The organism is Actinocorallia aurantiaca (genome assembly GCF_039533685.1).
Classification (GTDB): Bacteria; Actinomycetota; Actinomycetes; order Streptosporangiales; family Streptosporangiaceae; genus Actinocorallia; species Actinocorallia aurantiaca.
In genome coordinates this window covers 589,768-616,485 of record NZ_BAAATZ010000012.1, presented here as the reverse complement: position 1 = coordinate 616,485, position 26,718 = coordinate 589,768, and the positions used below count along the sequence as shown (strand labels likewise).

Sequence of the window (26,718 nt, the reverse complement as noted above, 5' to 3'; positions counted from 1 at the left end):
GCCTCCAGCGCCGAGGGGCGCTGGGCGGGGTCCTTGGCCAGGCAGCGGCCGATCAGCGGGCGCAGCTCCTGCGGCAGCCTGGACAGGTCGGGGTCGTCGTTGAGGATGCGGTTGATGATGACGGGGAGGGTCTCGGCCTCGAACGGGGACTGGCCGGTCGCGGAGAAGACCATGGTGGCGCCGAAGGCGAAGATGTCGACACTCGGCTGCAGCGGCGCGCCGGTGAGCTGCTCGGGGGCCAGGTAGCCGGGGGTGCCCACGACCATGCCGGTCGCGGTGACCGCGCTCTCCTGGGAGTTGACGGTGCGGGCGATGCCGAAGTCGACGACGCGGGGGCCGTCGGAGGCGATGAGCACGTTGTTGGGCTTGAAGTCGCGGTGGACGATGCCGACCTCGTGGATGGCCGCCAGCGCGGTCAGCATGCCGATGGCCAGGAGGTTGAGCTCCTGCGCGGGGCGGGGCCCCTGGGTGGCGACGAGCTCGTGCAGGGAGGGCCCGTCGATGTACTCGCTGACGACGTAGGGCTGCTCGCCGTCGACCTGGGCCTCGATGATGCGGGCGGTGCAGAAGGGCTCGACCTTCTGGGCGGCGGCGACCTCGCGGACGAACCGGGCCCTGGCCTGGGGGTCGGCGTTCATCTGAGCGTGCAGGAGCTTGATGGCGACGTGCTCGCCGCCCGAGGTCCTGCCCAGGTAGACGGCGCCCTGCCCGCCGGCTCCGAGGCGTCCGACCAGCTCGTAGGAACCGAGTGAGGTCGGGTCACCTTGCTCCAGCGGAGCGTACTTCGGCATGTGACCCCTCCCAGGGCAGTGGAACATCAGGCGGTGACGATATCGCGTTAGGTCAGACGTACGAGTGCTGCACGAGGTTCTATGCTTTTCTAGAGTTTTGTCCCGTCCAAAGGCCAGGGACCTGTGTCCCTTCTCGTCCGGCCTCTTCTGGTGCGACGGCGAGTGAAGCGGTGTTGTTCGCCACAAAGATGGCAATGTCTTGCGGTTTTTTGTCGCTCGTGGTCATGTCATGACTCCTCCCGCCGTCTTCTAGAGGTATGATCCCCGCCGCGGCAGCGCTTCACATGGGTGACTCCACGGTGCGCGATCCGCTTTTCCGGGCAGGAAGACCGGTCGCGGGAGGTCTTCGGACGCCTGCGATCGGAGATCATGATTGCGACCTGTGTGTCGAGAGTCACATTTCGTGACAGTATTTCCCGCCCGCTATCGGGCACAAGTTAGACCTCTCGGGCGTTACATCCGCGCGACGGGGTGCATATAGAGGAACGGAGCCTCAGGGCGGCGCCCCGAGGGTGTGAGGGGGAGATGGAGAGAGATGGCCACCGACTACGACAGCCCACGCAAGACCGACGACGACCTGGGTGAGGACAGCCTGCAGGAACTGCAGGCGCGCCGCACCGACAAGTCGGCGGGGATCATCGACGAGGACCTGGACGCCGGCGAGGTCGCCGAGCTTCCGGGCGCCGACCTGTCCAACGAGGAACTGTCCTTCAAGGTCGTTCCCAAGCAGGCCGACGAGTTCACCTGCAGCAGGTGCTTCCTGGTCCACCACCGCAGCCAGCTCGCCAAGGAGAGGAACGGCGAGCCGATCTGCACCGAATGCGCGGCCTGAGGCCATGACGACCGAAGGCGAACACCTTCCCGCTCCGGACGACGAGCGGAAGGAGATGGGTGAGCTGATCGGCCGCCTGTCCGGGACGGAGGACCTGGACAAGGCGACCCGCGGCAGGATGCTCGCCAGACTCGCCCGGCTGCTGAGCTCACAAGCGAGGCGGGCCGGGGTGAAGGGGATGGGGGGCGGCCGCTGGCTCAGTGAGGTGTTCGCCGACGTCGCGCCCAGGATCCCGGTACGGGACCTGGAGACGCTCCGCCGGCATCATCCGGGCCTCACCTCCGAGGCCCTCGCCGAGGAGCTGACGCGGACCGCCGTGAACGCCACCACGGCGGTGGGCGCGGCCGGCGGGGCACTGGCGGCGGTGCAGTTCACCGCTCCGCCGCTGCTGCTCACCGCCCCCGCGCAGATCGTCGCCGAGACCCTGGTGGTGGCGGCGATCGAGACCAAGCTGATCGCCGAGCTGCACGAGGCCTACGGCATCCAGATCCAGGGGGGCCCGGCCCAGCGGGCGATGGCCCACATCACCGCCTGGGCCAAGCAGCGGGGCGTCAACCCGCTGGAGTCCGGTTCGCTCAGCATGGGCCTGGGCAGCGCGGCCAAGGCGGCGCTGCGCAAACGGCTGCTGCGGACGCTGGGCCGCCACATGACGACGCTGGGGCCGTTCCTCACCGGAGCGGTGGCGGGCGGCACGCTCAACCGGGCGGCCACCAGGAAGCTCGCGGAGAAGGTGCGCGAGGACCTCGCCAGGTACGGCGGGGTGAAGGGGCTGGACCACGGCCCCCGGAAACCTCCGGTGCTGCCGCCGCCCGGCCCCCCGCCGGCCGACTGAACCGCTCGCCGATCAGTCGGCGAGCGGTGTCTGCTTGATCAGGTGCATGGGCAGGGAGCCCGTGCTCGACTCCCAGCGCTTCACCGCCGCACGGCTGATGAGCACCCGGGTGACCTCCATGCCCACGCCGATCAGCACCGACCAGCCGAGCGCCTCGCCCAGCGTGACGTCCGGTGATTCGGGGCTGACCGGAGGCTCCTTGCCGGTGCCCTTCTTCCAGGCGTACTCCAGGCCCTTGCGGGCCACGAATCCGCCCGCCAGCCCGGCCACCCCGATGAAGATCTTCCAGCCGACGTCCGGCTTCTGACCTATCCGCCTCATCCGCATCGTCGTTCCTCTCAGCGTCCGGCACTCTTCTCCGCGATCTATCAGACGCTATCGCGGTCCCGCCTTCATCCCCGCGGCCCTGGGGAAATAAGCGCGACGGGGTTGTGACCTCTCTCTATCCTGGGCCCATGAAGCAGATGCCACGCACTCCCGCGGTCCCCGAGAAGGTCTCCCTCGACGGCCTGGAGGACAAGTGGGCCGTAGCGTGGGCCGAGCGGGGAACCTACGCCTTCGACCGGAGCAGGGAGCGCTCGGAGGTCTACTCCGTCGACACCCCTCCGCCGACGGTCAGCGGCTCCCTGCACGTCGGGCACGTCTTCTCCTACACGCACACCGACACCGTCGCCCGCTACCAGAGGATGCGCGGCAAGGCGGTCTTCTACCCGATGGGCTGGGACGACAACGGGCTGCCCACCGAGCGGCGCGTCCAGAACCACTACGGGGTCCGCTGCGATCCGTCGCTGCCCTACGACCCGGACTTCCAGCCCCCGGAGAAGCCCGGGAAGAACCAGATCCCGGTCGGCCGCCGCAACTTCATCGAGCTGTGCGAACGGCTCACCGAGGTCGACGAGAAGGCGTTCGAGGAGATGTGGCGGCGCGTCGGGCTCTCCGTCGACTGGAGCCACCTGTACTCCACCATCGGGGCGCGGGCCAGGACCGCCTCCCAGCGCGCGTTCCTGCGCAACCTCGCCAGGGGCGAGGCCTACCTGTCCGAGGCGCCCACCCTGTGGGACGTCACCTTCCGCACCGCCGTCGCGCAGGCCGAGCTGGAGAACCGCGACCACCCGGGCTCCTTCCACCGGATCGCCTTCCACGGCCCCGGCGGGCCCGTCCACGTCGAGACGACCCGGCCGGAGCTGCTGCCCGCGTGCGTCGCGCTCGTCGCCCACCCGGACGACGAGCGGTACCGGAGCCTGATCGGCCGGAGCGTCCGCACGCCGCTGTTCGGCGTCGAGGTCCCCGTCCTGGCGCACCGGCTGGCCGACCCGGAGAAGGGGTCGGGCATCGTCATGGTCTGCACGTTCGGCGACACCACCGACGTCGTGTGGTGGCGGGAGCTCGACCTGCCGATCCGCGCCGTCGTCGGACGCGCCGGGCGGCTGGCCGCCGAGCCGCCCGCCGGCGTCCCCGCCCGGCCCTACGACGAGCTGGCGGGCAAGACCGTCCACTCGGCGCGGGAGCGGACCGTCGAACTGCTGCGCGCCTCCGGGGAGCTGGAGGGAGACCCGCGTCCGCTGGTCCGTCCCGTCTCCTTCTACGAGAAGGGCAGCAAACCGCTGGAGATCGTCACGACCCGGCAGTGGTACCTGCGCAACGGGGGGCGCGACGAGGCGCTGCGGGAGCGCTTCCTGGAGCGGGGGAGGGAGCTGTCCTGGCACCCGCCGTACATGCGGTCGCGCTACGAGAACTGGGTCGAGGGCCTGAACGGCGACTGGCTGGTCTCCCGGCAGCGGTTCTTCGGAGTCCCGATCCCCGTCTGGTACCCGCTGGACGAGGCGGGTGAGCCGAGGTACGACCGGCCGCTCGTCCCGCAGGAGGCCAGACTGCCCGTCGACCCGTCCTCCGACGTCCCGGAGGGGTACACCGAGGAGCAGCGGGGGAAGCCGGGCGGCTTCGTCGGCGACCCCGACATCCTCGACACCTGGGCGACGTCCTCGCTCACCCCGCAGATCGCCGGCGGCTGGGAGCACGACCCCGACCTGTTCGGCCGGGTCTTCCCCTACGACCTGCGGCCCCAGGGCCACGACATCATCCGCACGTGGCTGTTCTCCACGGTCGTGCGCTCGGAGCTGGAGTCCGGCTCGCTCCCCTGGACGAACGTCGCGCTGTCGGGCTGGATCCTCGATCCCGACCGCAAGAAGATGTCCAAGTCCGTCGGCAACGTCGTGACGCCGGTGGGGCTGCTCCGGGAGTACGGCTCCGACGCCGTCCGCTACTGGGCGGCCAACGGGCGTCCGGGCACGGACACCGCCTTCGACACCGGGCAGATCAAGGTCGGCCGCAGGCTGGCCCTGAAGATCCTCAACGCCTCGAAGTTCGTCCTGGGGCTGGAGGGCCCGGTCGGGGACGGCTCGCCGGAGCCGCTCGACCTGGCGATGCTCACCGAGCTGAGGGGGGTCGTCGCGGAGGCCGGCGCGGCGTTCGAGTCCTACGACTACACGCGGGCGCTGGAGCGCACCGAGCGGTTCTTCTGGCAGTTCTGCGACGACTACCTGGAGCTGGTGAAGCAGCGCGCCTACGGGCGGGGGCCCGCCTCGGAGGCCGCGAGGTCGGCCCTGCGCACCGCGCTGGAGGTGATGCTGCGGCTGTTCGCCCCGTTCCTGCCCTACGCCACCGAGGAGGTCTGGTCCTGGTGGCGCGAGGGCTCGGTGCACCTGGCCTCCTGGCCGGTCCCCGAGGAGCTCCCGGAGACGGGCGACCCGAGGATCCTCGCCGGGACGGCGGACGCGCTGCGCGAGATCCGCAAGGCCAAGTCCGCGGCGCGCACGTCGATGCGCACCGAGGTCGCCCAGGTGGCGCTGCGCGGCGCCCAGGCGGCCTTCGCCGCCCGGGCGGAGGCGGACCTGCGAGCGGCGGGCGTCGTCGCGGAACTGCTCGTCGAGCCGGGCGACGGCCCGTTCGAGGTCGACGTCGCGCTGGCTCAGACCTTGTAGGGCAGGTGCTTGATGCCGTTGATGAAGCCGGACAGGAGGCGGTCCGGCGGGGCGGTGGAGCGGAGGGCGGGGAGGCGGGTGTAGAGCTCCCGCAGCATCACGGTGATCTCGCGGCGGGCCAGGTTCGCGCCCAGGCAGAAGTGCGGGCCGGGCCCGCCGAACCCGACGTGCGGGTTGGGCGAGCGGGTGATGTCGAACCGGTCGGGGTCGGTGAAGACCGCCTCGTCCCGGTTGGCGGAGTTGTAGAACAGCAGCACCTTCTCGCCCTCGCTCAGCGGGTGCCCGTTCAGGACGGTGTCCCGGGTGAGCGTGCGCCGGAACTGGATGACGGGCGTGGCGTACCGGACGATCTCCTCGACCGCGCCGGGCAGGTGCGCCTCGGGATCGGACAGCAGGAGGGCGCGCTGGTCCTCGTTGACGGTCAGGAGCTTGAGCCCGTGGCTGATCGCGTTGCGGGTGGTCTCGTTGCCCGCCACGACGAGCAGGATGAAGAACGAGCCGAGCTCCTGGTCGGTGAGGTGCTCCCCGTCGACGTTGCCGCTGACGAGCGCGGTGACGAGGTCGTCGCCGGGACGGCGGCGGCGTTCCCGGCCGAGCCTGCGGATGAGCAGCTGCAGCTCCATCCCGGCGTCGAGCAGCCGGGTCAGGGCCAGCCCGACGTTGATCCGGCTGATCTGGGAGACGTCCTCCCCGCCGACCCCGTACTCGGGGTCGCCGATGCCCAGGATCGTGTTGGAGCGTTCGAGCACCATCCGCCGCTCGGACTCGGGGATGCCCATCATGTCGCAGATGATCTTGAGGGGGAGGCGGGCCGCCACGTCCTCGACGAAGTCCCCGGTGCCCCTGCCGCGCAGGACGTCGTCGACGATCTCGCGGGCGGTCTCCTCGATGCGCCGGTCCAGGCGGGAGAGCATGCGCGGGGTGAAGGCGCGGGAGACGATGCGCCGGATCTTGGCGTGTCGCGGGTCGTCCATGTTGATCATGGATCCGAAGAAGCGCGCCAGGTAGCCGGGCATGTCGCTGATGCTGTTGCTGGTGGGCTCGTTGCTGAAGACTTCGGGCCGGCGGCTGGCCTCCACCACGTCGGCGTGCCGGACCAGGGCCCAGTAGCCGTCGCCCCCCTTGATGAAGGGGACCTCGACCTCAGGGAAGTGCGTCGGGGCGGGCAGCGAGCGCAGATGGGCGAAGGCCGCCTCCCGCTGGGCCTGCGGCCTGGTCCAGAACATCGGGTCGGACAGGCCGAGCCCCTCCAGTCCGGGTGTCCGCACCGTCATCGCCACCTCCGCTAGAACCGGGTTCGGTTTCATGCAACCCCCGTACGGCCTTCCCGGTCAAGACCTTCGGGACGCGGGTCTTGGGGACGGGACCCGCGGCCTCAGGACAGGGAGCCGGTCAGGGAGCGGGTGAGAGCGGTGATCCGGTCGACGGACGTGCGGTAGGACGCCCCGGCGGGGTTGAGGGTCAGCACGACGACGATCCAGCGGTCGCTCCCGCCGACGGTCCCGGTGGTGTGCAGCACTGGACGGCCCAGCCCGAGATCGGGCGCGGCCGCGGGGACGAACCGGGCGCCGTTCGTGCACGGATAGGGCGGGGTCAGCCCGAAACCGGACCAGCCCTGCTTGACGGCCCCGGCCTTCTTCGCCGCCCGGGGGAGGCCGAAGGACTGGTCGAATCCGTCCGTGCCGCACTTGGTGGCCTTGCGCAGATGGCCCATGATCACCGAGCGGGCGCGCGGCGGGGCCTTCTCCAGCAGGTGGCGGTAGGTCTTGGCGACGTCCATCGCGCTGATCGCGGTGTACCCCCAGAACCCGGGCTGGGAGGCGGGCGGCGGCGCGGTGTCGGTCAGGCCGATCCGCTTGCGCGTCCGCTTGATGATCGCGCCCTTGCCGCCCAGGTTCCAGAAGTGGGTGGCGGCCTTGTCGTCGCTGGAGCGCAGCATCGCCCGGAACCGGGCGGCGTCGGCGGGCGCCACCTTCCCGCCGCGCCGCTGCAGGTAGTCCAGCGCGATGAACAGCTTGACCACCGAGGCCGACCGGACGGTCGCGTTCGCCGCCCGCCGGGTGACGACCTTCTTCGTGGTCCGGTCGTAGACGACCCAGCGGGCCGACACCCCGGGCGCGACCTTCGGCTTGACCGCCGTGGGCGCGCGTCGCGCCGTGTCCGGGACGGTGGTGGCCGGCCCGGGGACGGGCTCGGAGGAGACCGGAGCCGTCTGCCTCTCGGCCACGGGCGCGGCGGTGCCGCCGTCGCTCCCGCCGCAGGCCACGGCACCCGCCAGCAGGACCACCAGGGGGAGGGAGGCGTTCCGCGCGGCGGATGTCCCGAGGGGGCCGCCGCGGCCGATCCGTAGGTTCACCCGGCACAGATTAGTGTGGAGGCCATGGAACCGGTGGCCGAGGACTGGCAGCGCGCCCTGGCGATAGTGGCGCACCCCGACGACCTGGAGTACGGCGCGGCCATGGCGATCGCCCGCTGGACGGCGCAGGGCAAGGAGGTCGTCGAGGTCCTGGCGACCCGGGGCGAGGCGGGCGTCCAGTCGATGCCGCCCGAGGAGGTCGCGCCGCTGCGCGCGGCCGAGCAGATCGAGGCGGCCCGCCGGGTGGGCGTGGAGACCGTGGAGTTCCTCGGCTTCCCCGACGGCATGCTCGAGTACGGGCTCCCCCTGCGCCGGGAACTGGCCCGGGCGATCCGCCGGCACCGCCCCGAGGTGGTCGTCTCGCTGAACTTCCGGGAGAGTTTTCCCGGCGGGCCCTTCAACATGGCGGACCACCGCGTCCTCGGCGAGGCGGTCGCGGACGCCGTCCGCGACGCCGCCAACCCCTGGGTCTTCCGCGACCTGGACGAGCCCGCCTGGGGCGGCGTGCGCTTCTCCCTGTTCGCCAACTCGCCTCGGGCCGCCCACTACGTCGAGGTCACCGACCACCTCGAGAAGGGCCTGCACGCCCTGCGCGCCCACAAGGTCTACTTCGACAATCTGGAGTCCGGCGGCGAGTCCGGCGGCGAGCCGGCCCTCGCCGCGACCGAGGGGATGCTCCGCTCGATCACGGCCGAGACCGGCGCGTCCGCGGGGGTCCCGCACGCCGTCGCCTTCGAACTGATCTGAGGCGGTAGTGTTCCCCGGTGGTCGTGCCGGGTAGGGCGGCCGGAGACCGGGGAGATCGGGGGCGGCGTGCGGAGCAGGGTCGAAGTGCTGATCAAGCGGCTTGATCCGGAACTGCCGGTGCCCGCGTACGCCCATCCGGGCGACGCGGGGGCCGACCTCCACGCCGCGCGGGACGTGGTGCTGGAGCCGGGGGAGCGGGAGGTCGTGCCCACGGGGCTGGCGATCGCGCTGCCCGATGGTTTTGCCGCTTTTGTCCATCCGAGGTCGGGGTTGGCGGCTAGATTGGGAGTGACACTCGTCAACGCGCCCGGAACCGTGGACGCGGGGTACCGGGGCGAGATCAAGGTGACCCTGATCAACACCGATCCGCGTGAGACGGTCCGGCTGGCCCGCGGTGATCGCATCGCGCAGCTGGTGATCCAGAAAGTGGAGCGGGCGGAGTTCCTCGAGGTCGAGGAACTCCCCGGATCGGCCCGCGGGAACGAGGGTTTCGGTTCCACGGGGGGATACGCTCAGCGGGCGCACCCATAACGAAGGAGTAGTCAAAGTGGCTTTCGGACGTCGTCGTCAGGAAGACAAGCCGGCGGCGGAGCCCGCCGAGACCGCCGTGGAGGAGGCCCCCGAGACGGGACGGGCCCCCGGAGGCGGCCCCTGGGACGCCGCCGAGGACACGGTGCCCGAGATGGAGCGGCTGGACTTCGGCGCTCTGCAGGTGCCGATCGGCCCCGGCATCGAGGTGCAGGTCAACCTCGAGCCCAGTGAGTTCGACGCCGAGGGCAACCCGGTCAACGGCAAGATCGTGGCGATCACCGTGATCGCCGGCGAGAGCAGCATGCAGCTGCAGGCGCTGGCCGCGCCCAAGCGCGCCGGCATCTGGGACGAGCTGCGCAAGGAGCTCGCCGAGGAGGTCACGCAGAACGCCGAGGGCCAGGTCCAGGAGACCGAGGGCCCGTTCGGGACCGAGCTGCACGCGATGATCCCCGCGCCGCTGACCCCGGAGGTCCTCGAGCAGATGCCCGAGGAGATGCGCGAGCAGATCCCGCAGGAGATCATCGACCAGGGCTACGCCTGGCAGCCGCTGCGCTTCGTCGGCGTGGACGGCCCCCGCTGGTTCCTGCGCGCGGTCGTCACCGGCGCGGCGGTCCAGGACGAGGAGCAGTGGCAGTTCCTCGAGGACCTGTTCCGCCAGGTGGTCGTGGTCCGCGGCGACCAGCCGATGCCGCCGCGCGAACTGCTGGAGCTGACCCTCCCCGCGGAGGCCCAGCAGGCCTTCGCCCAGCAGGAGGGCGAGGACGGCGACGACGACGGCATCAACCCGTTCGAGCGCGGCCCGGAGATCAGCGAGGTCCGCTGACCCCGGACGCCGCCGGGAACCCGGCGGGCGCGCCGGGCACGGTAGGCGCGAGAGACGGAGAAGGGCCCCGCCGGTGACGCCGGCGGGGCCCTTCCGCTCTTCTCCGGCGGTTTCAGCCCGGCTGCCCCACGGGGCCGGATCCGGTGGTGAGCGCGGCCGAGGGCGACGTCGAGCGCCGGATGACCAGTTCGGCCGGCAGGACGGGACGGGGCGGGGTCCGCCCGTTCAGCAGGTCCAGCAGCCCCAGCATGGCCTGGGCGCCGAGCCGCTCGGCGGGCAGCCGCACCGTGGTGATCTCCAGCGCCTCGGCCAGGACCACGTCGTCGAAGCCGGTGATGGCCACGTCGCCCGGTACGTCGAGGCCGAGCGCCCGGGCCGCCTTGTGGGCGCCCACGGCCAGGGTGTCGTCGTCGCAGATCAGCGCGGTGGGCCGGTCGGCCCGCGACAGCAGCCGCATCGCCGCCTCGAAGCCGTCGGTGATGCTGATCGCGGCCCGTTCGGTGACCACGTCCGGTACCCGGGCCTCCAGCGCCGCGGCCCGGCACTGGAACGTCCACACGTCGATGTCGGCCGCGAGGTGCCCGATCCTGCGGTGCCCGAGCGAGAACAGGTGTCCGGTCAGGTCCTCCATGGCGCCTTCGATGTCGAAGTTGACCGTGGGCGCGCCGCCGTCCGGGTCGCTGTCCAGCATGACCAGCGGGACGGGCCGCCGCATCCCGGACAGGGACGCCTCGGCCATGGAGGAGGCGAGCATGCCGTCGATGGCCTCCTGCGGCCCGTCGAAGGGCATGTCGAGTTCCAGCGGCCAGGTGAAGACGACCAGGCTGAACCCGTGCTCGGCGGCGACCCTGGCCGCGCCGATGTAGACGGACGCGAAGAACGGCGCGGTGATCGTGGGCACGACCAGCATGATCGTCCGGGTCCGGCCCAGCCGCAGGTTGCGGGCGGCGGGATTGGGGCGGTAGCCCAGGCGCTCGGCGGTGTCCCTGACCTTCTGGGCGGTGCGCGCCGAGACCCGGCCGGGCCACTTGCCGCTGAGCACCATCGAGACGGTGGACTGGGAGACCCCGGCGGCCGCGGCCACGTCCTTGCTCGTGGGCGGGGTGTCTGCAGGCATCACGCCCCTTAGCTGAGATTAGGCTGAGCTTCAATGAAACACGAAGTATGACGCACCGGGCGGTGCCGGGTGACACCGACCAGCCCTGTAGCCGCGGAGGTCATACGTATGACTTCGGCACCCCCCGTACGCCCCCCACCTGCGAGGAGAGAAATGCGCGTCTACCTGGACCTGCTGCGCGCCCCCTGGGCCGCGCGGCTCCTGGGCGGAACACTGCTGGGCCGCCTGCCCAACGGGATGGGGGTGCTCGCCATCGTGCTGTTCACCCGCGCCGAGGGCGGGGACTACGTCCTCGCGGGCGCCCTGTCCGCGGTCCACGGGCTGGCCGCCGGAGCCGGGCAGCCCGTCCTGGGGCGGCTGATGGACCGGCTCGGCCAGCCCAAGATCCTTCTTCCCAGCGCTCTGCTGGCCGGTGCGGGCTTCGTGCTCTTCGCCCTCGTCGGGATCTCCTCCACGCCGCTGGCGGTCCTCACCGTCGCGCTGGCGGGCTTCTTCACCCCGCCCCTGGAACCCGGCCTGCGCGCCCTGTGGCCCGAGGTGCTCGACCGGCCCTCCCAGGTGCAGGCCGCCTACGCCATGGACGCGGCGGCGCAGGAACTGCTCTTCACCCTCGGCCCGGTCCTGGTCGTCGTCTCGGGGCTGCTCTCCGACACCGCGCCCCTGTACGTCGCCGCGGTCCTGGGCCTGGCCGGGACGCTCGTGGTGATCACGTCCCGGCCGTCCCGCGACTGGCGGGGCGCGGCCAGGGCCGCGCACTGGGCCGGGGCGCTGCGCTCCCGCGGCCTGCTCGTCCTGGCCTCCTCCCTGGGCTTCATCGGGCTGAGCCTCGGGGCGTTCACCGTGGCGATGACCGCGTACGCCGAGGTCAGGGGGGAGCCGGGCGCGGCGGGCTGGCTGATCGCGGTCAACGCGCTGGGCGCGCTCACCGGCGGGCTGGTCTACGGCTCCCGGGTCTGGCCCGGCGAGCCCGGGCTGAGGATCCCGCCGCTGCTGGCCGGACTCACGGTCGGCTACGCCCTGCTCATGCTCACCCCGTCGATCCCGGCGATGGTGCTGCTGTCCTACCTGTCGGGGGTCTTCCTCGCCCCCACGCTGGCCTGCGTGTTCGGGCTGGTCGAGGGGCTGGCGCCCACCGGCACCGTGACCGAGGCGTTCGCCTGGATCGTGGCGTTCATGACGGTCGGCACCTCGGCCGGATCCGCGCTGGCCGGCTGGCTCCAGGAGGCGTCGGGCAACCGCGCGGCCTTCTCCGGCGCGGCGTTCGGCGGGCTGGCGGCGGTGGCCCTCTGCCTGCTGGGCGGCGCCCTGCTGCGCGGACGGCCCGATGTGAAGGCCGTTTGAGGCGATCGTGTCTGGATGGGCATGGACTGCCGGGTAAGGGACTGGATGCCGTAGCCTCTGCTTCATGGACCAAGCGCCTGAGAGGGGCGGCCTGCGCAGGTTCCTGCGCCGCCTCGCCTCCAGCAACGCCGAGCTCGAGGCGGAGGAGCTCAAGAAGGACACGGGCGCTGAAGGGGCGACGCCGATCGCCCAGTGCGGAGAGCGCCGCAGGGCGCAGGTCGCCGGTACGCTACGTACGGTGACCCTTCGGCCCCGGGGCGGAGCCCCCGCTCTGGAAGCCGAGCTCTACGACGGTTCGGACGTGGTCAGCCTCGTGTGGCTGGGCCGCCGACGCATCGCCGGGATAGAGCCGGGCCGCAGGCTGCGCGCCGAGGGGCTGGTGAGCCTGCAGGACGGCCGCAAGGTCATCTTCAATCCGCGCTACGAACTCCGGGGAACCACGTGACAGAGGCCGCGGCCGACGAGCAGGCCAGGCAGACCGTCGAGGCGGCGGTCCGCACCCAGCTGAGCAAGGCCCTCGGCGGGCTGCGGGGGACGGCGGAGAGCGCGGTGCCGACCGTCGCCTTCACCCTCACCTGGCTCCTCGCCCACGACCTGAGGCTGGCGGTGGGCCTGAGCGTCGGCTCGGCGGTGCTGCTGCTGGCGGTGCGGCTGGCCCAGCGCTCGACCACGCAGTTCGTGCTCAACAGCCTGTTCGGCATCGGGATCGCCGCGTTCTTCGCGCTGCGCAGCGGCAAGGCCGAGGACGCGTTCCTGCCCGGCATCCTCTACAACGCCGGCTACTCGGTGGCGATGATCTTCTCGATCGTCGTGCGCTGGCCGGTGGTCGGGTTCATCATCGGCTCGGTCACCGGGGACCCGACCGCCTGGCGGGAGAACCCGGCGGTGGTGCGGTTGTGCTCCAGGCTGACCTGGCTGCTGGTGCTGCCGTGCGTGCTGCGCGTGCTGGTGCAGTACCCGCTGTACCTGGCGGGCCAGGTCGGCTGGCTGGGCACCGCCAAGATCGCTCTGGGCTGGCCCCTGCAACTCGCCTCGTTCGCGGCGATGGTCTGGGTGCTGACCCGGGGGAGGACCCCGATGCAGGAGCCGCCCGCCGCTCCCGCGGCCCCCGTCGAAGACGGTGACGGGGAGCCGGGCGCCCGTCCGGCGCCCGGCGAGTGACGGCGGGTTCAGGCCCGGGTACGCCCTGAGGAGGCCCGCCTGCGGTGCGCTCCCACCCCGACCAGGATGAGGCCCGTGCCCAGCAGGGCCAGGGCCAGGTCCACCCGCGACTGGGCGTCGCCTCCGGTCTCGGGCAGCGCCTCGACGGCGGTGCGCGGCGCCGGAGCCGGAGCCTGCGCGACGGGCCGCTCGGGGGCGGGAGCGGGGGCCGGAGCCTCCTCCCGCGGCAGGTGCGGCATGGGCCGGGGCCGCGGCCGGCCGGGGAACTCGTCCCTGTCCTGCGTCGGCACGTACCGGATGATCCTGGGGCGGACGACGGTGTAGTTGTCGTCGGGGCGCAGGTCGGGAGTCGAGGAGACCACCTCGAACCGCCTGGTGAAGACGTGTCCCGCGGTGGCCTTCTGCGTCGCCTTGAAGACTACGGTGAAGGTCCTGGTCTCGTGCGCCCCCACGGTGCCCAGCGTGCAGACGACGCCTTGGCCCTGGGTGGAGCACCCCTGGCCGCCCACCACGGTCACCGAGGTCTGGGAGGAGGCCGAGGGCGCGCTCACGGTGACCCCGGTCGCCGCGGAGGGGCCGCGGTTCTCGACGGTGAACGTGTAGGTGATCTGCCCGCCCGGCTGGATCTGCCCCGGGCCGCTGGCGGTCACCACCAGGTCGGAGGCCTGGGAGACGGACGTGGTGGGGAAGGCGCCCGTGGTCGTCCCGCCCGTCCATTTCACCTCGACGCTGCCCTGGACCGTGGTGGCGGGCGCGACGCTCTCCGAGACCTTGGTGGTGATCACACCGGTGTAGGTCTGGTGCTGCTCGAGGGCGCCCACGGAACAGAACACGTACGGGCCCTGCATCGAGCAGTTCCCCTGGCCGGAGACGTACTCCAGGCCTCCGGGCACAGGGGTCCTGAAGACGACGCCCTCGGCGGTCCTCGGGCCCATGTTGGTGATGGAGTACGGCCAGTCGTAGCTGCGTCCGGGGACCAGAGGACCCTCGGGCCCGCCGACGTCCACCCGGACCTCCGGCCGGCGGACCTCGACGGGCCGCACCCTCACCTTGCGCTTCTTCTTCCGGGCCTTCTTCTCGACCTTCACCGGCCTGGCCGGCTTCACCAGCGGCTTGGGCCGGTGCTCCGGCCGCCACCGGGGCTGAACCGGGACCGGCTGCCCGTCGGCGGCGTGGGCGGGCGCGGGGAGCCCGGGAGCGAGCCCCGCGATCGCCAGGGCCGAGAAGACGGTGACGGCGCCGGCGCTGAGCCTGAAGCTGTGGATCATTAACGGTCCCCCGAGATGGTTGAGAGTAACCGTTGTAATCCGCCGGGCGCCGATCTCCTAAGCTCCTCCGGAGGCTCGGGGGTCAAGGTCGGGCAAAGGCTATCGCCGGGCCATCGCGGTCATGACGTGGCCCATCAGGGTGATGAGCACCTGCCGGGTGGACTCGCGGCTGCGCGCGTCGCAGTTGATCACCGGGATCTCGGGGTCGAGGTCCAGCGCGACGCGGATGTCGTCGGGAGTGTAGGGCTTGCCGCCCTCGAAGGTGTTCACCCCGATGATGAACGGCAGGCCGCGCCGCTCGAAGTAGTCGATCGAGGCGAAGCAGTCGGCCAGTCGGCGGGTGTCGACCAGCACGACCGCGCCGAGCGCTCCCTCGGCGAGCTCGTCCCACATGAACCAGAACCGGTCCTGCCCGGGAGTGCCGAACAGGTAGAGCACCAGCCCGGTCCGCAGGGTGATCCGGCCGAAGTCCATGGCCACCGTGGTGGTCCGCTTCTGCTCCACCCCGGTGAGCTCGTCCACCCCGACGCTGCGCTCGGTCAGCTGTTCCTCGGTACGCAGAGGACGCATCTCGCTGACCGAGCCGACCAGCGTCGTCTTCCCCGCGCCGAACCCGCCCGCCACCAGGATCTTGACGGCGAGCTCGGCCTCAGAGGGCCTGGAGTCCATGAATTACCTCTTCGATGATTCTGGGATTGGGGAACTGTGCCACCGGCGCGGGACGGCGTACCGTGATACGCCGGTCCGCGAGCAGGTCGCCGAGCAGGACCTTCACCACGCCCACCGCGAGATCGAGTTCGGAGGCCAGTTCGGCCACCGTCAACGGGTCGCTGGCGAGGTGCAGGATCGCCTCGTGTTCCGGGGTCAGGAGGAGCGAACCGTACACCGGTTCGGAAGCGCGCACCACGAGTGTCATCAGATCGAGATCCGACCGGTGTCCGGACTCGGTTCGGCCCCCGGTGAGGGTGAAGGGGCGGACGATCGGCCCCGCCTCCTCGTCGAACCACTCGTGGCCGGTCACTGCTGACTCGCCGTCCGGGGCCGGGCGGACAGGTGAAGACCCACCCGGGTGACCAGCATGGCCATCTCGTAGGCGATGACGCCCACGTCGGCCTTGGAGTCGGCCAGGACCGCCAGGTTGGCGCCCTGGCCCGCGGAGGTGACGAAGAGGAAGGCCTCGTCCATCTCCACGATCGTCTGGCGGACCGCGCCGCCCTGGAACTGCTCGCCGGTGCTGCGGGCCAGGCTCTGGAAGCCGGAGGCCAGCGCGGCCAGGTGCTCGGCGTCGTCCCGCGCCAGCCCCTTGGACTGGCCGATGACCAGGCCGTCGCTCGACAGGACGAGCGCCTGTCTGACCTGGACCACCCGGGTGACCAGGTTGTCGAGCAGCCAGTTGAGATCGCCGGGTTCGGTCATGGGCGCTCCTCGGAGGGAAGGGACGGTCGGTCGGCGAGGGAGGCTGATTCGGAACGGCCGCGCTCCCAGCCCCGCTGCATCGCCGACATGCGCAGGCGCAGGTCCTCCGGGGAGCGTTCGGCGCCGGCGGCGTCGGTCGGCGGCACGGTGCCGGGGAGCCCGTTCTGCGAAGGCTTCGGCGGCGAGGGCGTTCCCCCGGCGGGCGTTCCGCCGGCGGTCGGCTTCGACGTCGACCGGCCCTTGCGCCGCCGCCGGGGGAGGCCGAGATGGAACTCGGGTTCGGCGGGGGCCTCCTCCACCAGGACGGGCGACGGGCGGAGCGCGGACGCCGCGGCCGGAGCCTCGGACGGGGAGGGGGCGGGCGCGGCCTCGGGCTCGGGCGCGGCCTCCAGCGCGGCGCGGGCGCGCACCGGGGACTCCGCGGCTCCGTCCTTCGACTCGTCGGGTCCGGCCTCGGGCAGGTCCGTGCTGAGGATCCTCTTGGGGAGGAAGACCACCGCGGTGGTGCCCCCGTACGGGGACGCGCGCAGGGAGACCTTGATGTCGTGCCGCCGGGACAGCCGTGCCACCACGAACAGGCCGAGCCGCGCGCTGTCTTCGAGGGTGAAGTCCGGCGGCGCGGCGAGCCGCTCGTTGAGCTCCTCCAGGACGTCGGCGGGCAGGCCCAGGCCGCGGTCCTCGACCTCCAGCACGTACCCGGCGGCGACGCCCTGCCCGGAGACCTCGATCGGGGTGTCCGGCGGCGAGTACTGGACGGCGTTCTCGATGAGGTCGGCCAGCAGGTGGATGGTGTCGGCCACGGCGGGGCCCACCACCGCGACCCGGGGCATGGGCAGCACCCTGACCCGGGTGTACTCCTCGACCTCCGAGGCCGCGCCGCGCACCACGTCCATGAGCGGGACGGGGGAGCGCCAGCCGCGGCCGGGGGTCTTGCCCGCCAGGATGACCAGGCCCTCGGCGTGCCGCCGCATGCGGGTGGCGAGGTGGTCGAGCTGGAACAGCCGGGCCAGTTCCTCGGGGTCGTCGGAGTCGCGTTCCATCTGGTCCAGCAGCGCCAGCTGCCGGTGCAGCAGCGCCTGGTTGCGGGAGGCCAGGTTGACGAAGACGTCGCGGACGGAGGCCACGGTGGCGGCCTCGTGCTGTGCGGCCTCCAGGACGGCCGTGCGCGCAGCGGTGAACGAGCGGAAGATGCGCTCGATCTCGGTGATGCTGAACCGCACGCCGGCGGGGCCGCCGGGATCGGTGATCTTGTGTCCGTCGCGCACCAGCCCGGCGAGCACGGGCAGCTGGTCGCGGGTGAACTCGCCGACGGTGTCGGCCAGGGCCCGGCTCTCCCGGATCAGCCTGCGCGCCATCCGCCAGGCGATGACGAGGGAGAGCACCACGGCGAGCAGGCCGATGCCGCCGATCAGCGAGATGCGCAGCAGGATGCCGAAGGACGCCGACCGCTCCTGCGCGGCGATCTCCTCGTTCGGGTTCTCCTCCAGGTCCCGCAGCCCGCTGAGCACGTTGCCCGCGCTGGCGTCCCATTCCTGCTGGGACACCGTCTGCGCGCCGGAGCCGCGGCCGAGGCGTTCCTCCATCTGCACGAACCGCTGGTAGTCGGTGTCGTTGAAGAACGCGGTGTAGTGGTCCCGGTGGCCGGGCGACAGCTGGGGGAGGACGTCGGCGTAGACGAGCTCACGGGCGCCGGCCACCGCGGCCAGCTCCCTGCGCTCCCAGGCGTTCAGCGGGGCGGGCAGCCGTCCGGCGACGATCGCGTCGGCGCGGGAGATCTGCTCCCTGGCGATGCTCAGCCAGGTGAGCATGGAGGCGTCCCTGGCGAGGTGCGAGGCCACGGGGAGGACGCCCCGGCGGACGCCGAAGGCGTCGTCGATCAGCGACCGGAAGGTGGTGTAGACCTCGGTGCGGTTCTTGGCGCCGCCGCCGTCGACCAGGGAGCGCAGGAGGGCCAGGCCGCCCAGGTCGCGGCCGAGCCGGTCCATCCGGTCGCGGGTGCCCGCGTCGACGGAGCCGCGCAGGTTCCGGCCCGCGATGTTGCGGTCGAAGATCTCACGCGCCGAGTTGGTGATCTCGCGGTAGGTCTGCAGTTCGCCGGGGCGCACCCCGGTCGGGGCGCCCATCGAGAGCATCGAGAGCTCGCGCTCGTGCTGGAGCGCGATCACCAGGTCCTGGACGGGGTTCACCAGGTCGGCGTCGAGCGTGCGGGCCCGGGCCAGGTCGAGCCCCTGGGTCAGGACACCGGACGCGGTGAACGCCCACAGCACGATGAGCGCGGTGAGCGGGACTGCCAGCAGTGAGAGGATCGCGGATCTGATCGGCTGGCTGCGCGAACGTCGCATGCCCGGCAGGCCTCCGTGGGGGGTTCCGGCGAGTGGTCACAGTGAAACGGCGGGACGTGTGCGGAGCCTACTACGGGGGTGATCTGACACGCTTCCCCGGGCATATCGCACAAAGTTAGTACGTTACGGGACTACCCTTACCCCGTGACCGAACTCCCCGATGTGACTCCCGACGCGCTGCCGACCCGGCGCCGTGCCGGTCGTCGCGGCGGCCGACACCGCGGCGGCTCGTTCTCACTTCCGCCCGACTCACCCGCCGTGGTGCTCGTCGGCGGGCCGCCCGAGGTCATGGGCGAGCTGTCCAGGATCATCGCCGCCGCCCATCCCGGCATCCCGGTGTACACCGGCGCCGACGCCGACCTGGGCCAGCTGGCGGGCGACCCCGCCGCCGTGGTCGTGCCGCTGCTGCTGACCCCCGACCCCTCGGTCGAGACCCCGCTCCGCCAAGGGCTGGCCGAGCTGCCCGTCCTGGTGTCGGACGCGCTCGGCCCGCACCCGCTGCTGGCGGAGGCGCTGCACCTGCGGCTGGCCGAGGCGGGCCTGGCCCGGGCCGACCGCATCCGCATGATGAGCATGGTGACCGCCGCCGACGGCGTCATCCTCGCCACCCGCACCGTCGACGAGAGCGCCGAGATCACCTCGGTTCTGCTGGCCTCCAGGCTTGCCGTCCCCGTGGTGGCCGCGCCGATCGACGACCCGCAGAAGCTCGCCGCCGCCGCCGCGTCGCTGCGCGGCATGGGCTCCCATCGCCCGGCGCTCTCCCCCTGCGTGCTGGAGGTGGACGGAGGCGAGCTGGCCAAGGCCGCCGCCGACGCGGGCGCGGAGCCCGCCGCCGCGCTGGGCGCGCACCCCTCGGTGGCGCAGCTGGCCGTCCTGCGGTACGTGGAGGCCCTGGAGGCCGCCGACTACCAGTCCGAAGCGTGACGCTCCCCGTCGCGACCGCGAGGTGAAGACGGCGGAAGCCCCCCGGTGGACCCGGGGGGCTTCCGCCTTTCAGGACCAGGCGCGTTCAGCGGGCGCTGAGCAGCTCGCCCAGCTCGTCCTCGACGTCCTGGCTGGCCACGAACATCAGCTCGTCCCCGGCCTCCAAGGTGTCGTCCTTGGACGGCACCAGCACCCGGCCCTCGCGCAGGATCGCCACCAGGGCGGTGTCCCTGGGCCACTGGACGGTGCCGACCCGCTGGCCGTTCAGCGGGGCGTCGTCGGGCAGGGTCAGCTCGACCAGGTTGGCGTCGCCCTGGCGGAAGGTCATCAGCCGGACCAGGTCGCCGACGCTGACCGCCTCCTCCACCAGCGCGCTGAGCAGCCGGGGGGTGGAGACCGCGACGTCGACGCCCCAGGACTCGTTGAACAGCCACTCGTTCTTGGGGTGGTTGATCCGGGCCACCACCCGGGGCACCCCGTACTCGGTCTTGGCCAGCAGCGAGACGACCAGGTTCACCTTGTCGTCGCCGCTGGAGGCCACCACGACCTGGCAGCGCTCCAGTGCCGCGTCGTCCAGCGAGGAGATCTCGCAGGCGTCGGCCAGCAGCCATTCGGCGCGCGGGACCACCTCCACCTTGATGGCCTTGGGGTCCTTGTCGATGAGCAGGACCTCGTGCCCGTTCTCCAGCAGCTCCTGGGCGATGGACCGGCCCACCGCGCCGGCCCCGGCGATCGCGACCCGCATGTCACTCACCCTCCTTGCCGCGCTTGGCCAGCGCCTCGGTGATCCGGTCGATGTCGGAGGAGTGGGCCATCACGTGCACCACGTCGCCGTCCTGGATGACGGTGTCCGCGGTCGGGATGACGGCCTCGCCGAGCCGGCTGAGGAAGGCGACCCGGGTGCGCGCGGAGCCCTCCATCTCGCCGACCCGGGCGCCGATCCAGGCGGTGTCGGTCTGCACCTCGGCGAGCTTGACCTCACCGGTGGGGTCGCGCCACAGCGGCATCGCGCCGTCGGGCAGCAGCCGGCGCAGCATCTGCTCGGCGGTCCAGCGGACGGTCGCCACGGTCGGGATGCCGAGCCGCTGGTAGACCTCGGCCCGGCGGGAGTCGTAGATCCGCGCGACGACGTTCTCCACCCCGAAGGTCTCCCGCGCCACCCGCGCGGAGATGATGTTGGAGTTGTCGCCGCTGCTGACCGCGACGAAGGCGGAGGCCTTCTCGATCTGGGCCTCGATCAGAACGTCCCTGTCGAAGCCCATGCCGACCACCCGGCGGCCCTTGAAGGTTCCGCGCAGCCTGCGGAACGCCTCGGGGCTCTGGTCGATGATGGCGACCGAATGGCCCTTGTCCTCCAGGATATGGGCGAGGGTCGAGCCGACCCTTCCGCATCCCATGATGACGATATGCACGAACCGTCCCGTTCTCGATCTCGAAGATGTCGGTGGCTGTACGTGACAGTATCCGTTACTGACTTCATAGTCGGGTATCAGCATCCCCGGCCTTTCGGCCGGAGAGGTCCGTGACGGTGACATCCCAGCCGCGAGAGGCCGGGGGTCTGTCGACGGTCCTCGTTTCCTTCCCCCGCTGCTGCGGTGGGTTCGCGCCGCCTGTCCGCCCCGTCCCGGCCTGGTGGCCGGGGCGGGTGGTGCGGGTCTTGTGGTCGGCTCCACGAGGCTTCGGCGCTTTCGCGCCCAGGTCTCCGGCCACTCCGGTACCTGTCACTGCTGTGTTCGCCGCGAGGGCGAGGAGGTTGCGGGCCGCGTTCTCATCCCGGTCCAGGACGATCGGGCAGGCGTCGCAGTCGAACACCCGGACGTGCAGCGGCAGCTTGGCTTTCACCGCACCACACCCCGAGCAGGTCTTCGAAGACGCAAACCACCGGTCGGCCACGATCGTGGGGCAGGCGTGGAGGCGTCCCTTGTAGGTGAGCTGACGCCGGATCTCCCCGAACCCGGCATCGGCGATCCTGCGCGACAGGCGCCGGTTGCGGAGCATCCCGGCGACGTTGAGGTCCTCGACCACCACGACGGCGTACTCGGCCCGGACGCTCGTGGTGAGCTGGTGGAGGGCGTTCTCGCGCAGGTTCGCCACCCGGTGCTGCACCCGGTTGCGCTCGGCGTTCGCCTTCAGCCACCGGTTCGACGGTTTCTGCCCGGTGCGCCGGTCCCGGCCCCGGCGGCGGGAGACGCGGCGGGAGAGCTTTCTGAGCTTCTTCAGCGCCGTCTCGTGGTGCTGGGGGTTGGGGACGTGGCGGATCTCGCCTGAGGAGTCGGCCAGTACCGCCAGGTGCTTGACGCCCAGGTCGATTCCGACCGCGCTCCCGGGTCGGGCGACGCGCTGGAGGTCCCGCTGCACCTCGACCTGGAAGGACACCAGCCATCGGCCCCTCTCATGCCGCACGGTGGCCGACAGAATGCGAGCGGTTCCGGCTTCGATCCTGCGGTGGAGTTTGCGGGTGGATTCGTGCGTGCGGATCGTGCCCAGTCGCGGCAGGGTGACATGCCTGCGATCGGGCTCCAGGCGGATCGTACCGGTGGTGAACCGGCACGACAGCGGCGCCTTGCGCTTGGCCTTGTAGCGCGGACGGCCCACCCGCCTGCCCTTGCGCTTGCCCTGCTTGGACTTGGTGTAGTTGTCGAACGCGGCGGTGGCGCCCGCCAGACCGGTGCTGTAGGCCTCTTTGGAGTTCTCCTGCCACCAGGCGGAGAACCTCGGGTCGCTCTTCTTGGCCTCGTTGAACGCCTTGCGCAGCTCGGGCAGCGACCACGGCCGCCAAGGCGTCAGCTCCTCGCCGCTCAGGCCGTAGGTCTGCTCGGCGCAGCGCTGGCGCCAGGAGGCCGTCACCCAGCCGATGGCCCAGTTGTAGGCAGTGCGTGCCGCACCGCAGTGCGACCGCAGCGACGCCTCGTGGCCCGCGTTGGGGTCCAGGGCGAACCGGTAGGCCTGCACCGCACAGCCGGGACGCGGCCGGAACTTCTTCATCCCCCCGGCCTCCTTCCTTCGGAGTGCGGTCGGCGGGTGTCGAACAACACTCCGAACACTACTGTAGGTAATGTATCGGTCACGCAATGGTCCAGGAGTGGGCGAGCCGAAAGCCGCCCCACAGCATGACCGTCCGCGCTCTGCCTGGAGCGCCTGCTTGGCGGGCTTCATGGCTATAGATGCCTGTATCCGACTATGAAACGGGGAGCAGTTGTTTAACCCCCCGAACAGGCAAAGGCCCGCTCCGCCGTCGGCATGGATGACGGCCGCCGCCTTCCCGGAGGGCGGTCGCCGGAGAACGAGGGCGGAACGAGGAATAGAGTCTCTCCACGTGTCGAAGGTTCCCGACGTTACCAAGCGCCTGCTTCTGGGGCGGGCGCTGCGCAGTGGGCAGGCGCATCAGCAGCTCCTTCCCAAGCGCATCGCGCTCCCGGTGTTCGCCAGTGACGCGCTGTCGTCCGTGGCGTACGCGCCGCAAGAGATCCTGATCACGCTGGGCATCGCGGGACTGGCGGGCTACGCCTTCACCCCCTGGGTCGGCGCGGCGGTGATCCTCATCCTGCTCGTGGTGGTGGCCTCCTACCGGCAGAACGTTCGCGCCTACCAGAGCGGCGGCGGGGACTTCGAGGTCGCCACCACCAACCTGGGCGGCAACTGGGGGCTGCTGGTGGCCTCCGCCCTGATGGTCGACTACGTGCTCACCGTCGCGGTGTCGGTGTCGTCGGCGGTGGAGAACCTCGGCGCGTTCACCGAGATCATCCATGAGCACAAGGTCGGCTTCGCGGTCGGCATCGTGGTGATCCTGACTCTGCTGAACCTGCGCGGCCTGAAGGAGTCCGGCGTCGCGTTCGCGATTCCGACGTATCTGTTCATGTTCACGGTGTTCGCCATGATGCTCTGGGGTTTCACCCGGCTCGCGCTCGGCGCGGACCTGAAGGCGGAGACCGCGGGGCTGGAGGTCAAGGGGACCACGGAGGGCGTGGCCGGGGCGGCGGGGGTCTTTCTGCTGCTGCGGGCGTTCGCCTCCGGATGCGCGGCGCTCACCGGCGTCGAGGCGATCAGCAACGGCGTCCCGGCGTTCAGGAGGCCCAAGGGGCAGAACGCGGCCAAGACCCTGGCCATGCTGGGCCTGGTCGCGATGACCATGTTCGGCGGTGTCACCGCGCTGGCGTACCTGACCGACGCGAAGGCGGCCGACCCGATCCACGGCAGCCATCTGATCGACCCCAGGACCGGCGAGGACGTCTCCGGGGCCCAGAACACGGTGATCACCCAGGTCGCCAAGACGGTCTTCAGCAACTTCACGCCCATGTACGCGCTCCTGACCGCCATGACGGCGCTGATCCTGATCCTGGCGGCCAACACCGCCTACAACGGTTTCCCGGTGCTGGGCTCCGTCCTCGCCCAGAACCGCTACCTGCCCCGGCAGCTGCACACCCGGGGCGACAAGCTGGCCTTCAGCAACGGCATCCTCATGCTGGCCGGGGCCGCGATCGTGCTGATCTACGCCTTCCAGGCGGATGTGACCAAGCTGATCCAGCTCTACATCGTGGGCGTCTTCGTGTCGTTCACCGTCAGCCAGACCGGCATGGTCCGGCACTGGAACCGGCTGCTGCGCACCGAGACGGACGCCAGGCGGCGCCGGGAGATGAAGACCTCCCGGCTGATCAACGCGATCGGGCTGGTGATCACCGGGGCCGTGCTGGTGATCGTCCTGATCACCAAGTTCACCCACGGGGCCTGGATCGTGTGCATCGCGATGCCCGTGCTCTTCGTGCTGATGCGGGGGATCCGCACGCACTACGACCGGGTCGCGGTGGAGCTCGAGCCGGACGAGGAGGAGTACGCGCTGCCCGCGCGCAACCACGCCATCGTGCTGGTCTCCAAGATCCACAAGCCGACGCTGCGCGCCGTGGCCTACGCCAGGGCGACCCGGCCCTCCACCCTGGAGGCGGTCACGGTCGCCGTGGACGCCGAGGAGGCGGTGAGTCTCGAGGAGGAGTGGGACGCGCTGGACCTGCCGGTCCCGCTCAAGATCCTGGACTCGCCCTACCGGGAGATCACCCGGCCGATCCTCGACTACGTGCGCAACGTCCGCCGCAAGTCGCCCAGGGACGTGGTGAGCGTCTACATCCCCGAGTACGTGGTCGGCCACTGGTGGGAGCACGTCCTGCACAACCAGAGCGCCCTGCGGCTCAAGGGGCGGCTGCTGTTCCAGCCGGGGGTCATGGTGATCAGCGTGCCCTGGCAGCTGGCCTCCTCCGCGAGGCTCAAGGGGAGGGTCGAGCGCCCGGCTCCGGGCTCGGTCCGGCGAGGTGACTCCGCGGAGAGCACTAAACTCGCGGAACGTGACTGAATCGGATCTCCTTGAACTCGAAGTCGGCCCCGTCGGGCATGGCGGCTTCTGCGTGGCCCGGCACGAAGGGCTGGTCGTCTTCGTGCGGCACGCCCTCCCGGGAGAGCTCGTCCGGGCCCGGGTGACCGAGGAGACCCGCACCTATCTGCGCGCGGACGCGGTGGAGATCCTCAGGGCCTCGCCGGACCGGGTCGAGCCCCCTTGCATGTTCGCCGGGCCGGGCCGCTGCGGCGGCTGCGACTGGCAGCACGCCACCCCGGCGGCGCAGCGCGCGCTCAAGGCCGACGTGGTGGCCGAGCAGCTGAAGCGGCTGGCCGGGATCACCCGGCAGGTGCACGTCGAGGAGGTGCCGGTCCCGCCCGTCTACACAGAGGACGGCGAGCCGCTGTCGGCTCCTCCCGGCCTGGGCTGGCGCACCCGCGTGCAGTTCGCCGTCGACCCCGAGGGGGCGGTGGGCCTGCGCAAGCACCGCTCGCACGACCTGGAGTACGTCGACGAGTGCCTGATCGCCCACCCCGGCGTCGAGATGATCGGCATCGAGCGCAATCGCTGGTCCGGGGCCTCGGCGGTGGAGGGCATCACGTCCGCCTCGACGGGTGACCGCCTTGTGGTGATCTCCGAGCCCAAGGGCAGGCGCGGCAAGCCGGTGCAGGTGCCCCAGTTGGACGTTCCGGTGCGGCTGGTCAAGCCCGAGCGCCCCGGTCACGGTCACGGGCGTCCCGCCCAGGGGCCGAAGGAGGGCCGCCGCCCGGTCGTCCCGTTCGTGCGCGAGGAGGCCGCCGGACGGCTCTGGCAGGTCACCGGCAGCGGTTTCTGGCAGGTGCACCCGGGGGCGGCCGACACCCTGGTCGGCGCGGTGCTGGAGGCGCTGCAGCCCAAGTCCGGGGAGATCGCCCTCGACCTGTACTGCGGGGTCGGCCTCTTCGCCGGAGTGCTGGGCGAGCGGGTGGGCCGGAGCGGTCTGGTGATCGGCGTCGAGGCCGGCGGGCAGGCGGTCCGCGACGCCAAGTTCAACCTCAAGGACCTGCCGCAGGTGAACATCGAGCAGGGCAAGGTGGAGGAGGTGCTGGCCGCGCTGGAGTTCGGCCAGAGCCAGCGCCCGGGCCGCGCCGCGGCGGGGTCCCAGAACAAGCGAGGGCAGGCCGCCGGGCACCGGGGCGGTTCCCGGGTGCGCGGGGCCGACATCACGGTGCTGGACCCGCCCAGGGCGGGCGCGGGGGAGAAGGTGGTGGACGAGGTCGCCCGCCGCACCAACCGGAAGATCGCCTACGTGTCCTGCGACCCGGCGACCCTGGCCCGCGACCTGAAGTACTTCTCGGCGCGCGGCTGGGTGCTGGAGACGCTCAGGGCGTTCGACCTGTTCCCCAACACCAGCCACGTCGAGTGCGTCGCCTCCCTCGTGCGGGGATGACGCGCGGCCGGGCCGGCGCGGAGCCGGCCCGGCGTGCTCAGCACTTGGTGGAGCCCTTGCGGCTGTTCCAGACGCAGGCGTCGATCCGGGTGTTCGAGCGGTCGAACAGGTAGGCCGCGCCCTTGACGTTGGGCCACAGGTGGCGGCGCATGCCCTGGTAGGCGGTCGTCCTGGTCTTCCTGCCCTCGCCCATGCGCATGACGACCCTGCCCTTGGGCTTGACCGAGAAGTTCCGCGCGGGGAAGTAGAAGGTGTATTTGGAGTCCCTCAGCTGCCGCGTGTGGCCGATGGTCCAGCCGGCGAGACTCACCGCCTTGCGCCCGTGGTTGGTGATGACCAGGTACTCGCCGTTGACGTTCTTGGGGGTGTCCTTGCCCTTGGCGTCGTACTGGACGAAGGAGAAGCGGACGGCGGGGGCCGCCTCGGCGGGCGCCGCGGCGATCAGCGGCAGGGCGGCGCCGAGGGCGAGGGCGCCGATCAGTGGCTTGCGCATCAGCGGTTCGT

The 26,718-nt window shown here is 71.4% G+C and carries 26 protein-coding genes; 12 read left to right on the top strand and 14 right to left on the bottom strand.

What is annotated here, in order from left to right; all coding sequences use genetic code 11:
* Positions 1–791: serine/threonine-protein kinase (locus ABD327_RS17950; protein WP_344451565.1), on the bottom strand; the 791-nt coding region annotated here is incomplete at its 3' end.
* A gap of 535 nt (positions 792–1,326) precedes the next feature.
* Between ABD327_RS17950 and ABD327_RS17945 the strand changes: the two genes are divergently transcribed.
* Both ABD327_RS17945 and ABD327_RS17940 read left to right on the top strand, forming a co-directional pair.
* Positions 1,327–1,623, top strand: coding sequence for a DUF4193 domain-containing protein (locus ABD327_RS17945; protein WP_344451564.1), 297 nt, complete (start codon positions 1,327–1,329; stop codon positions 1,621–1,623).
* A gap of 4 nt (positions 1,624–1,627) precedes the next feature.
* Positions 1,628–2,455 carry a hypothetical protein gene (locus ABD327_RS17940; protein WP_344451562.1) on the top strand — a complete coding sequence of 276 codons (828 nt, stop codon included), beginning with the start codon at positions 1,628–1,630 and terminating at the stop codon, positions 2,453–2,455.
* A 12-nt stretch (positions 2,456–2,467) separates the two neighbouring features.
* Here ABD327_RS17940 and ABD327_RS17935 read toward each other — a convergent pair whose 3' ends face one another.
* A complete protein-coding gene (locus ABD327_RS17935; protein WP_344451561.1) occupies positions 2,468–2,776 on the bottom strand; it encodes a DUF4235 domain-containing protein in 309 nt (102 codons plus the stop codon).
* 134 nt (positions 2,777–2,910) lie between these two features.
* On the opposite strand from ABD327_RS17935, the gene valS reads away from it, so the two are divergent.
* On the top strand, positions 2,911–5,436 hold the full coding sequence (gene valS / locus ABD327_RS17930; RefSeq protein WP_344451560.1) for a valine--tRNA ligase: 2,526 nt from the start codon (positions 2,911–2,913) through the stop codon (positions 5,434–5,436).
* On the opposite strand, the gene ABD327_RS17925 is transcribed toward valS, so the two are convergent.
* Positions 5,424–6,710 (bottom strand): cytochrome P450, encoded by a 1,287-nt coding sequence (locus tag ABD327_RS17925; RefSeq protein ID WP_344451559.1) that lies wholly within the window; start codon positions 6,708–6,710, stop codon positions 5,424–5,426. The genes valS and ABD327_RS17925 overlap by 13 nt on opposite strands.
* A gap of 101 nt (positions 6,711–6,811) precedes the next feature.
* Positions 6,812–7,792 (bottom strand): hypothetical protein, encoded by a 981-nt coding sequence (locus tag ABD327_RS17920; RefSeq protein WP_344451558.1) that lies wholly within the window; start codon positions 7,790–7,792, stop codon positions 6,812–6,814.
* A 24-nt stretch (positions 7,793–7,816) separates the two neighbouring features.
* On the opposite strand from ABD327_RS17920, the gene ABD327_RS17915 reads away from it, so the two are divergent.
* From ABD327_RS17915 to ABD327_RS17905, 3 genes are all read left to right on the top strand, one after another.
* Positions 7,817–8,539: a PIG-L deacetylase family protein gene (locus ABD327_RS17915; RefSeq protein WP_344451557.1), complete on the top strand. Its 723-nt coding sequence runs from the start codon at positions 7,817–7,819 to the stop codon at positions 8,537–8,539.
* A gap of 66 nt (positions 8,540–8,605) precedes the next feature.
* Positions 8,606–9,070: a dUTP diphosphatase gene (gene dut / locus ABD327_RS17910; RefSeq protein ID WP_344451556.1), complete on the top strand. Its 465-nt coding sequence runs from the start codon at positions 8,606–8,608 to the stop codon at positions 9,068–9,070.
* A 16-nt stretch (positions 9,071–9,086) separates the two neighbouring features.
* Positions 9,087–9,893: a DUF3710 domain-containing protein gene (locus ABD327_RS17905; RefSeq protein WP_344451555.1), complete on the top strand. Its 807-nt coding sequence runs from the start codon at positions 9,087–9,089 to the stop codon at positions 9,891–9,893.
* A gap of 112 nt (positions 9,894–10,005) precedes the next feature.
* Here ABD327_RS17905 and ABD327_RS17900 read toward each other — a convergent pair whose 3' ends face one another.
* Entirely contained in the window at positions 10,006–11,010 is a 1,005-nt protein-coding gene (locus ABD327_RS17900; protein ID WP_344451554.1) for a LacI family DNA-binding transcriptional regulator, read from the bottom strand.
* 153 nt (positions 11,011–11,163) lie between these two features.
* Between ABD327_RS17900 and ABD327_RS17895 the strand changes: the two genes are divergently transcribed.
* The 3 genes from ABD327_RS17895 to ABD327_RS17885 all read left to right on the top strand — a co-directional run bounded on the left by ABD327_RS17895 (position 11,164) and on the right by ABD327_RS17885 (position 13,512).
* Entirely contained in the window at positions 11,164–12,351 is a 1,188-nt protein-coding gene (locus tag ABD327_RS17895; RefSeq protein ID WP_344451553.1) for an MFS transporter, read from the top strand.
* A gap of 64 nt (positions 12,352–12,415) precedes the next feature.
* Complete coding sequence (locus ABD327_RS17890; RefSeq protein WP_344451552.1) at positions 12,416–12,796, top strand: OB-fold nucleic acid binding domain-containing protein; 381 nt, start codon at positions 12,416–12,418, stop codon at positions 12,794–12,796.
* Positions 12,793–13,512, top strand: coding sequence for a DUF3159 domain-containing protein (locus tag ABD327_RS17885; protein ID WP_344451551.1), 720 nt, complete (start codon positions 12,793–12,795; stop codon positions 13,510–13,512). The genes ABD327_RS17890 and ABD327_RS17885 overlap by 4 nt, the downstream gene beginning before the upstream one ends.
* A gap of 8 nt (positions 13,513–13,520) precedes the next feature.
* Here the strand turns inward: ABD327_RS17885 and ABD327_RS17880 are convergent, their stop codons facing one another.
* From ABD327_RS17880 to ABD327_RS17860, 5 genes are all read right to left on the bottom strand, one after another.
* Positions 13,521–14,780 carry a DUF11 domain-containing protein gene (locus tag ABD327_RS17880; RefSeq protein WP_344451550.1) on the bottom strand — a complete coding sequence of 420 codons (1,260 nt, stop codon included), beginning with the start codon at positions 14,778–14,780 and terminating at the stop codon, positions 13,521–13,523.
* A 99-nt stretch (positions 14,781–14,879) separates the two neighbouring features.
* A complete protein-coding gene (locus ABD327_RS17875) occupies positions 14,880–15,449 on the bottom strand; it encodes a GTP-binding protein (protein ID WP_344451549.1) in 570 nt (189 codons plus the stop codon).
* Entirely contained in the window at positions 15,430–15,801 is a 372-nt protein-coding gene (locus ABD327_RS17870; RefSeq protein ID WP_344451547.1) for a DUF742 domain-containing protein, read from the bottom strand. The genes ABD327_RS17875 and ABD327_RS17870 overlap by 20 nt, the downstream gene beginning before the upstream one ends.
* Positions 15,798–16,196, bottom strand: coding sequence for a roadblock/LC7 domain-containing protein (locus ABD327_RS17865; RefSeq protein ID WP_344451546.1), 399 nt, complete (start codon positions 16,194–16,196; stop codon positions 15,798–15,800). Before ABD327_RS17865 ends, ABD327_RS17870 begins: the two co-directional genes overlap by 4 nt.
* Positions 16,193–18,538, bottom strand: coding sequence for a sensor histidine kinase (locus tag ABD327_RS17860; RefSeq protein ID WP_344451545.1), 2,346 nt, complete (start codon positions 18,536–18,538; stop codon positions 16,193–16,195). The genes ABD327_RS17865 and ABD327_RS17860 overlap by 4 nt, the downstream gene beginning before the upstream one ends.
* A 144-nt stretch (positions 18,539–18,682) precedes the next feature.
* On the opposite strand from ABD327_RS17860, the gene ABD327_RS17855 reads away from it, so the two are divergent.
* On the top strand, positions 18,683–19,462 hold the full coding sequence (locus ABD327_RS17855; protein ID WP_344451544.1) for a sirohydrochlorin chelatase: 780 nt from the start codon (positions 18,683–18,685) through the stop codon (positions 19,460–19,462).
* An 85-nt stretch (positions 19,463–19,547) separates the two neighbouring features.
* Here the strand turns inward: ABD327_RS17855 and ABD327_RS17850 are convergent, their stop codons facing one another.
* The 3 genes from ABD327_RS17850 to tnpB form a co-directional block, all read right to left on the bottom strand.
* The gene (locus ABD327_RS17850; RefSeq protein WP_344451543.1) at positions 19,548–20,207 is read right to left on the bottom strand and encodes a potassium channel family protein; all 660 of its coding nucleotides are present in this window, start codon (positions 20,205–20,207) and stop codon (positions 19,548–19,550) included.
* Between the two features lies 1 nt (position 20,208).
* Positions 20,209–20,874, bottom strand: coding sequence for a potassium channel family protein (locus tag ABD327_RS17845; RefSeq protein WP_344451542.1), 666 nt, complete (start codon positions 20,872–20,874; stop codon positions 20,209–20,211).
* A 64-nt stretch (positions 20,875–20,938) separates the two neighbouring features.
* Entirely contained in the window at positions 20,939–22,447 is a 1,509-nt protein-coding gene (tnpB, locus tag ABD327_RS17840) for an IS607 family element RNA-guided endonuclease TnpB (protein WP_344451541.1), read from the bottom strand.
* Positions 22,448–22,778: 331 nt separating this feature from the next.
* Here tnpB and ABD327_RS17835 point away from each other — a divergent pair, with 331 nt between their 5' ends.
* A complete protein-coding gene (locus ABD327_RS17835; RefSeq protein WP_344451540.1) occupies positions 22,779–24,803 on the top strand; it encodes an APC family permease in 2,025 nt (674 codons plus the stop codon).
* The gene (locus ABD327_RS17830) at positions 24,796–26,214 is read left to right on the top strand and encodes a class I SAM-dependent RNA methyltransferase (RefSeq protein ID WP_344451539.1); all 1,419 of its coding nucleotides are present in this window, start codon (positions 24,796–24,798) and stop codon (positions 26,212–26,214) included. Before ABD327_RS17835 ends, ABD327_RS17830 begins: the two co-directional genes overlap by 8 nt.
* A 37-nt stretch (positions 26,215–26,251) precedes the next feature.
* Here the strand turns inward: ABD327_RS17830 and ABD327_RS17825 are convergent, their stop codons facing one another.
* Positions 26,252–26,707 (bottom strand): lamin tail domain-containing protein, encoded by a 456-nt coding sequence (locus ABD327_RS17825; RefSeq protein WP_344451538.1) that lies wholly within the window; start codon positions 26,705–26,707, stop codon positions 26,252–26,254.
* Between the last annotated feature and the right edge of the window lie 11 nt (positions 26,708–26,718).

Excerpts from the sequence above, each read along its gene's own strand:
- ABD327_RS17945 (WP_344451564.1), top strand. The coding sequence starts at position 1,327 with ATGGCCACCGACTACGACAGCCCACGCAAGACCGACGACGACCTGGGT.
- ABD327_RS17940 (WP_344451562.1), top strand. The coding sequence starts at position 1,628 with ATGACGACCGAAGGCGAACACCTTCCCGCTCCGGACGACGAGCGGAAG.
- ABD327_RS17935 (WP_344451561.1), bottom strand. The coding sequence starts at position 2,776 with ATGAGGCGGATAGGTCAGAAGCCGGACGTCGGCTGGAAGATCTTCATC.
- valS (WP_344451560.1), top strand. The coding sequence starts at position 2,911 with ATGAAGCAGATGCCACGCACTCCCGCGGTCCCCGAGAAGGTCTCCCTC.
- ABD327_RS17925 (WP_344451559.1), bottom strand. The coding sequence starts at position 6,710 with ATGACGGTGCGGACACCCGGACTGGAGGGGCTCGGCCTGTCCGACCCG.
- ABD327_RS17915 (WP_344451557.1), top strand. The coding sequence starts at position 7,817 with ATGGAACCGGTGGCCGAGGACTGGCAGCGCGCCCTGGCGATAGTGGCG.
- ABD327_RS17900 (WP_344451554.1), bottom strand. The coding sequence starts at position 11,010 with ATGCCTGCAGACACCCCGCCCACGAGCAAGGACGTGGCCGCGGCCGCC.
- ABD327_RS17895 (WP_344451553.1), top strand. The coding sequence starts at position 11,164 with ATGCGCGTCTACCTGGACCTGCTGCGCGCCCCCTGGGCCGCGCGGCTC.
- ABD327_RS17890 (WP_344451552.1), top strand. The coding sequence starts at position 12,416 with ATGGACCAAGCGCCTGAGAGGGGCGGCCTGCGCAGGTTCCTGCGCCGC.
- ABD327_RS17880 (WP_344451550.1), bottom strand. The coding sequence starts at position 14,780 with ATGATCCACAGCTTCAGGCTCAGCGCCGGCGCCGTCACCGTCTTCTCG.
- ABD327_RS17875 (WP_344451549.1), bottom strand. The coding sequence starts at position 15,449 with ATGGACTCCAGGCCCTCTGAGGCCGAGCTCGCCGTCAAGATCCTGGTG.
- ABD327_RS17865 (WP_344451546.1), bottom strand. The coding sequence starts at position 16,196 with ATGACCGAACCCGGCGATCTCAACTGGCTGCTCGACAACCTGGTCACC.
- ABD327_RS17860 (WP_344451545.1), bottom strand. The coding sequence starts at position 18,538 with ATGCGACGTTCGCGCAGCCAGCCGATCAGATCCGCGATCCTCTCACTG.
- ABD327_RS17850 (WP_344451543.1), bottom strand. The coding sequence starts at position 20,207 with ATGCGGGTCGCGATCGCCGGGGCCGGCGCGGTGGGCCGGTCCATCGCC.
- tnpB (WP_344451541.1), bottom strand. The coding sequence starts at position 22,447 with ATGAAGAAGTTCCGGCCGCGTCCCGGCTGTGCGGTGCAGGCCTACCGG.
- ABD327_RS17825 (WP_344451538.1), bottom strand. The coding sequence starts at position 26,707 with ATGCGCAAGCCACTGATCGGCGCCCTCGCCCTCGGCGCCGCCCTGCCG.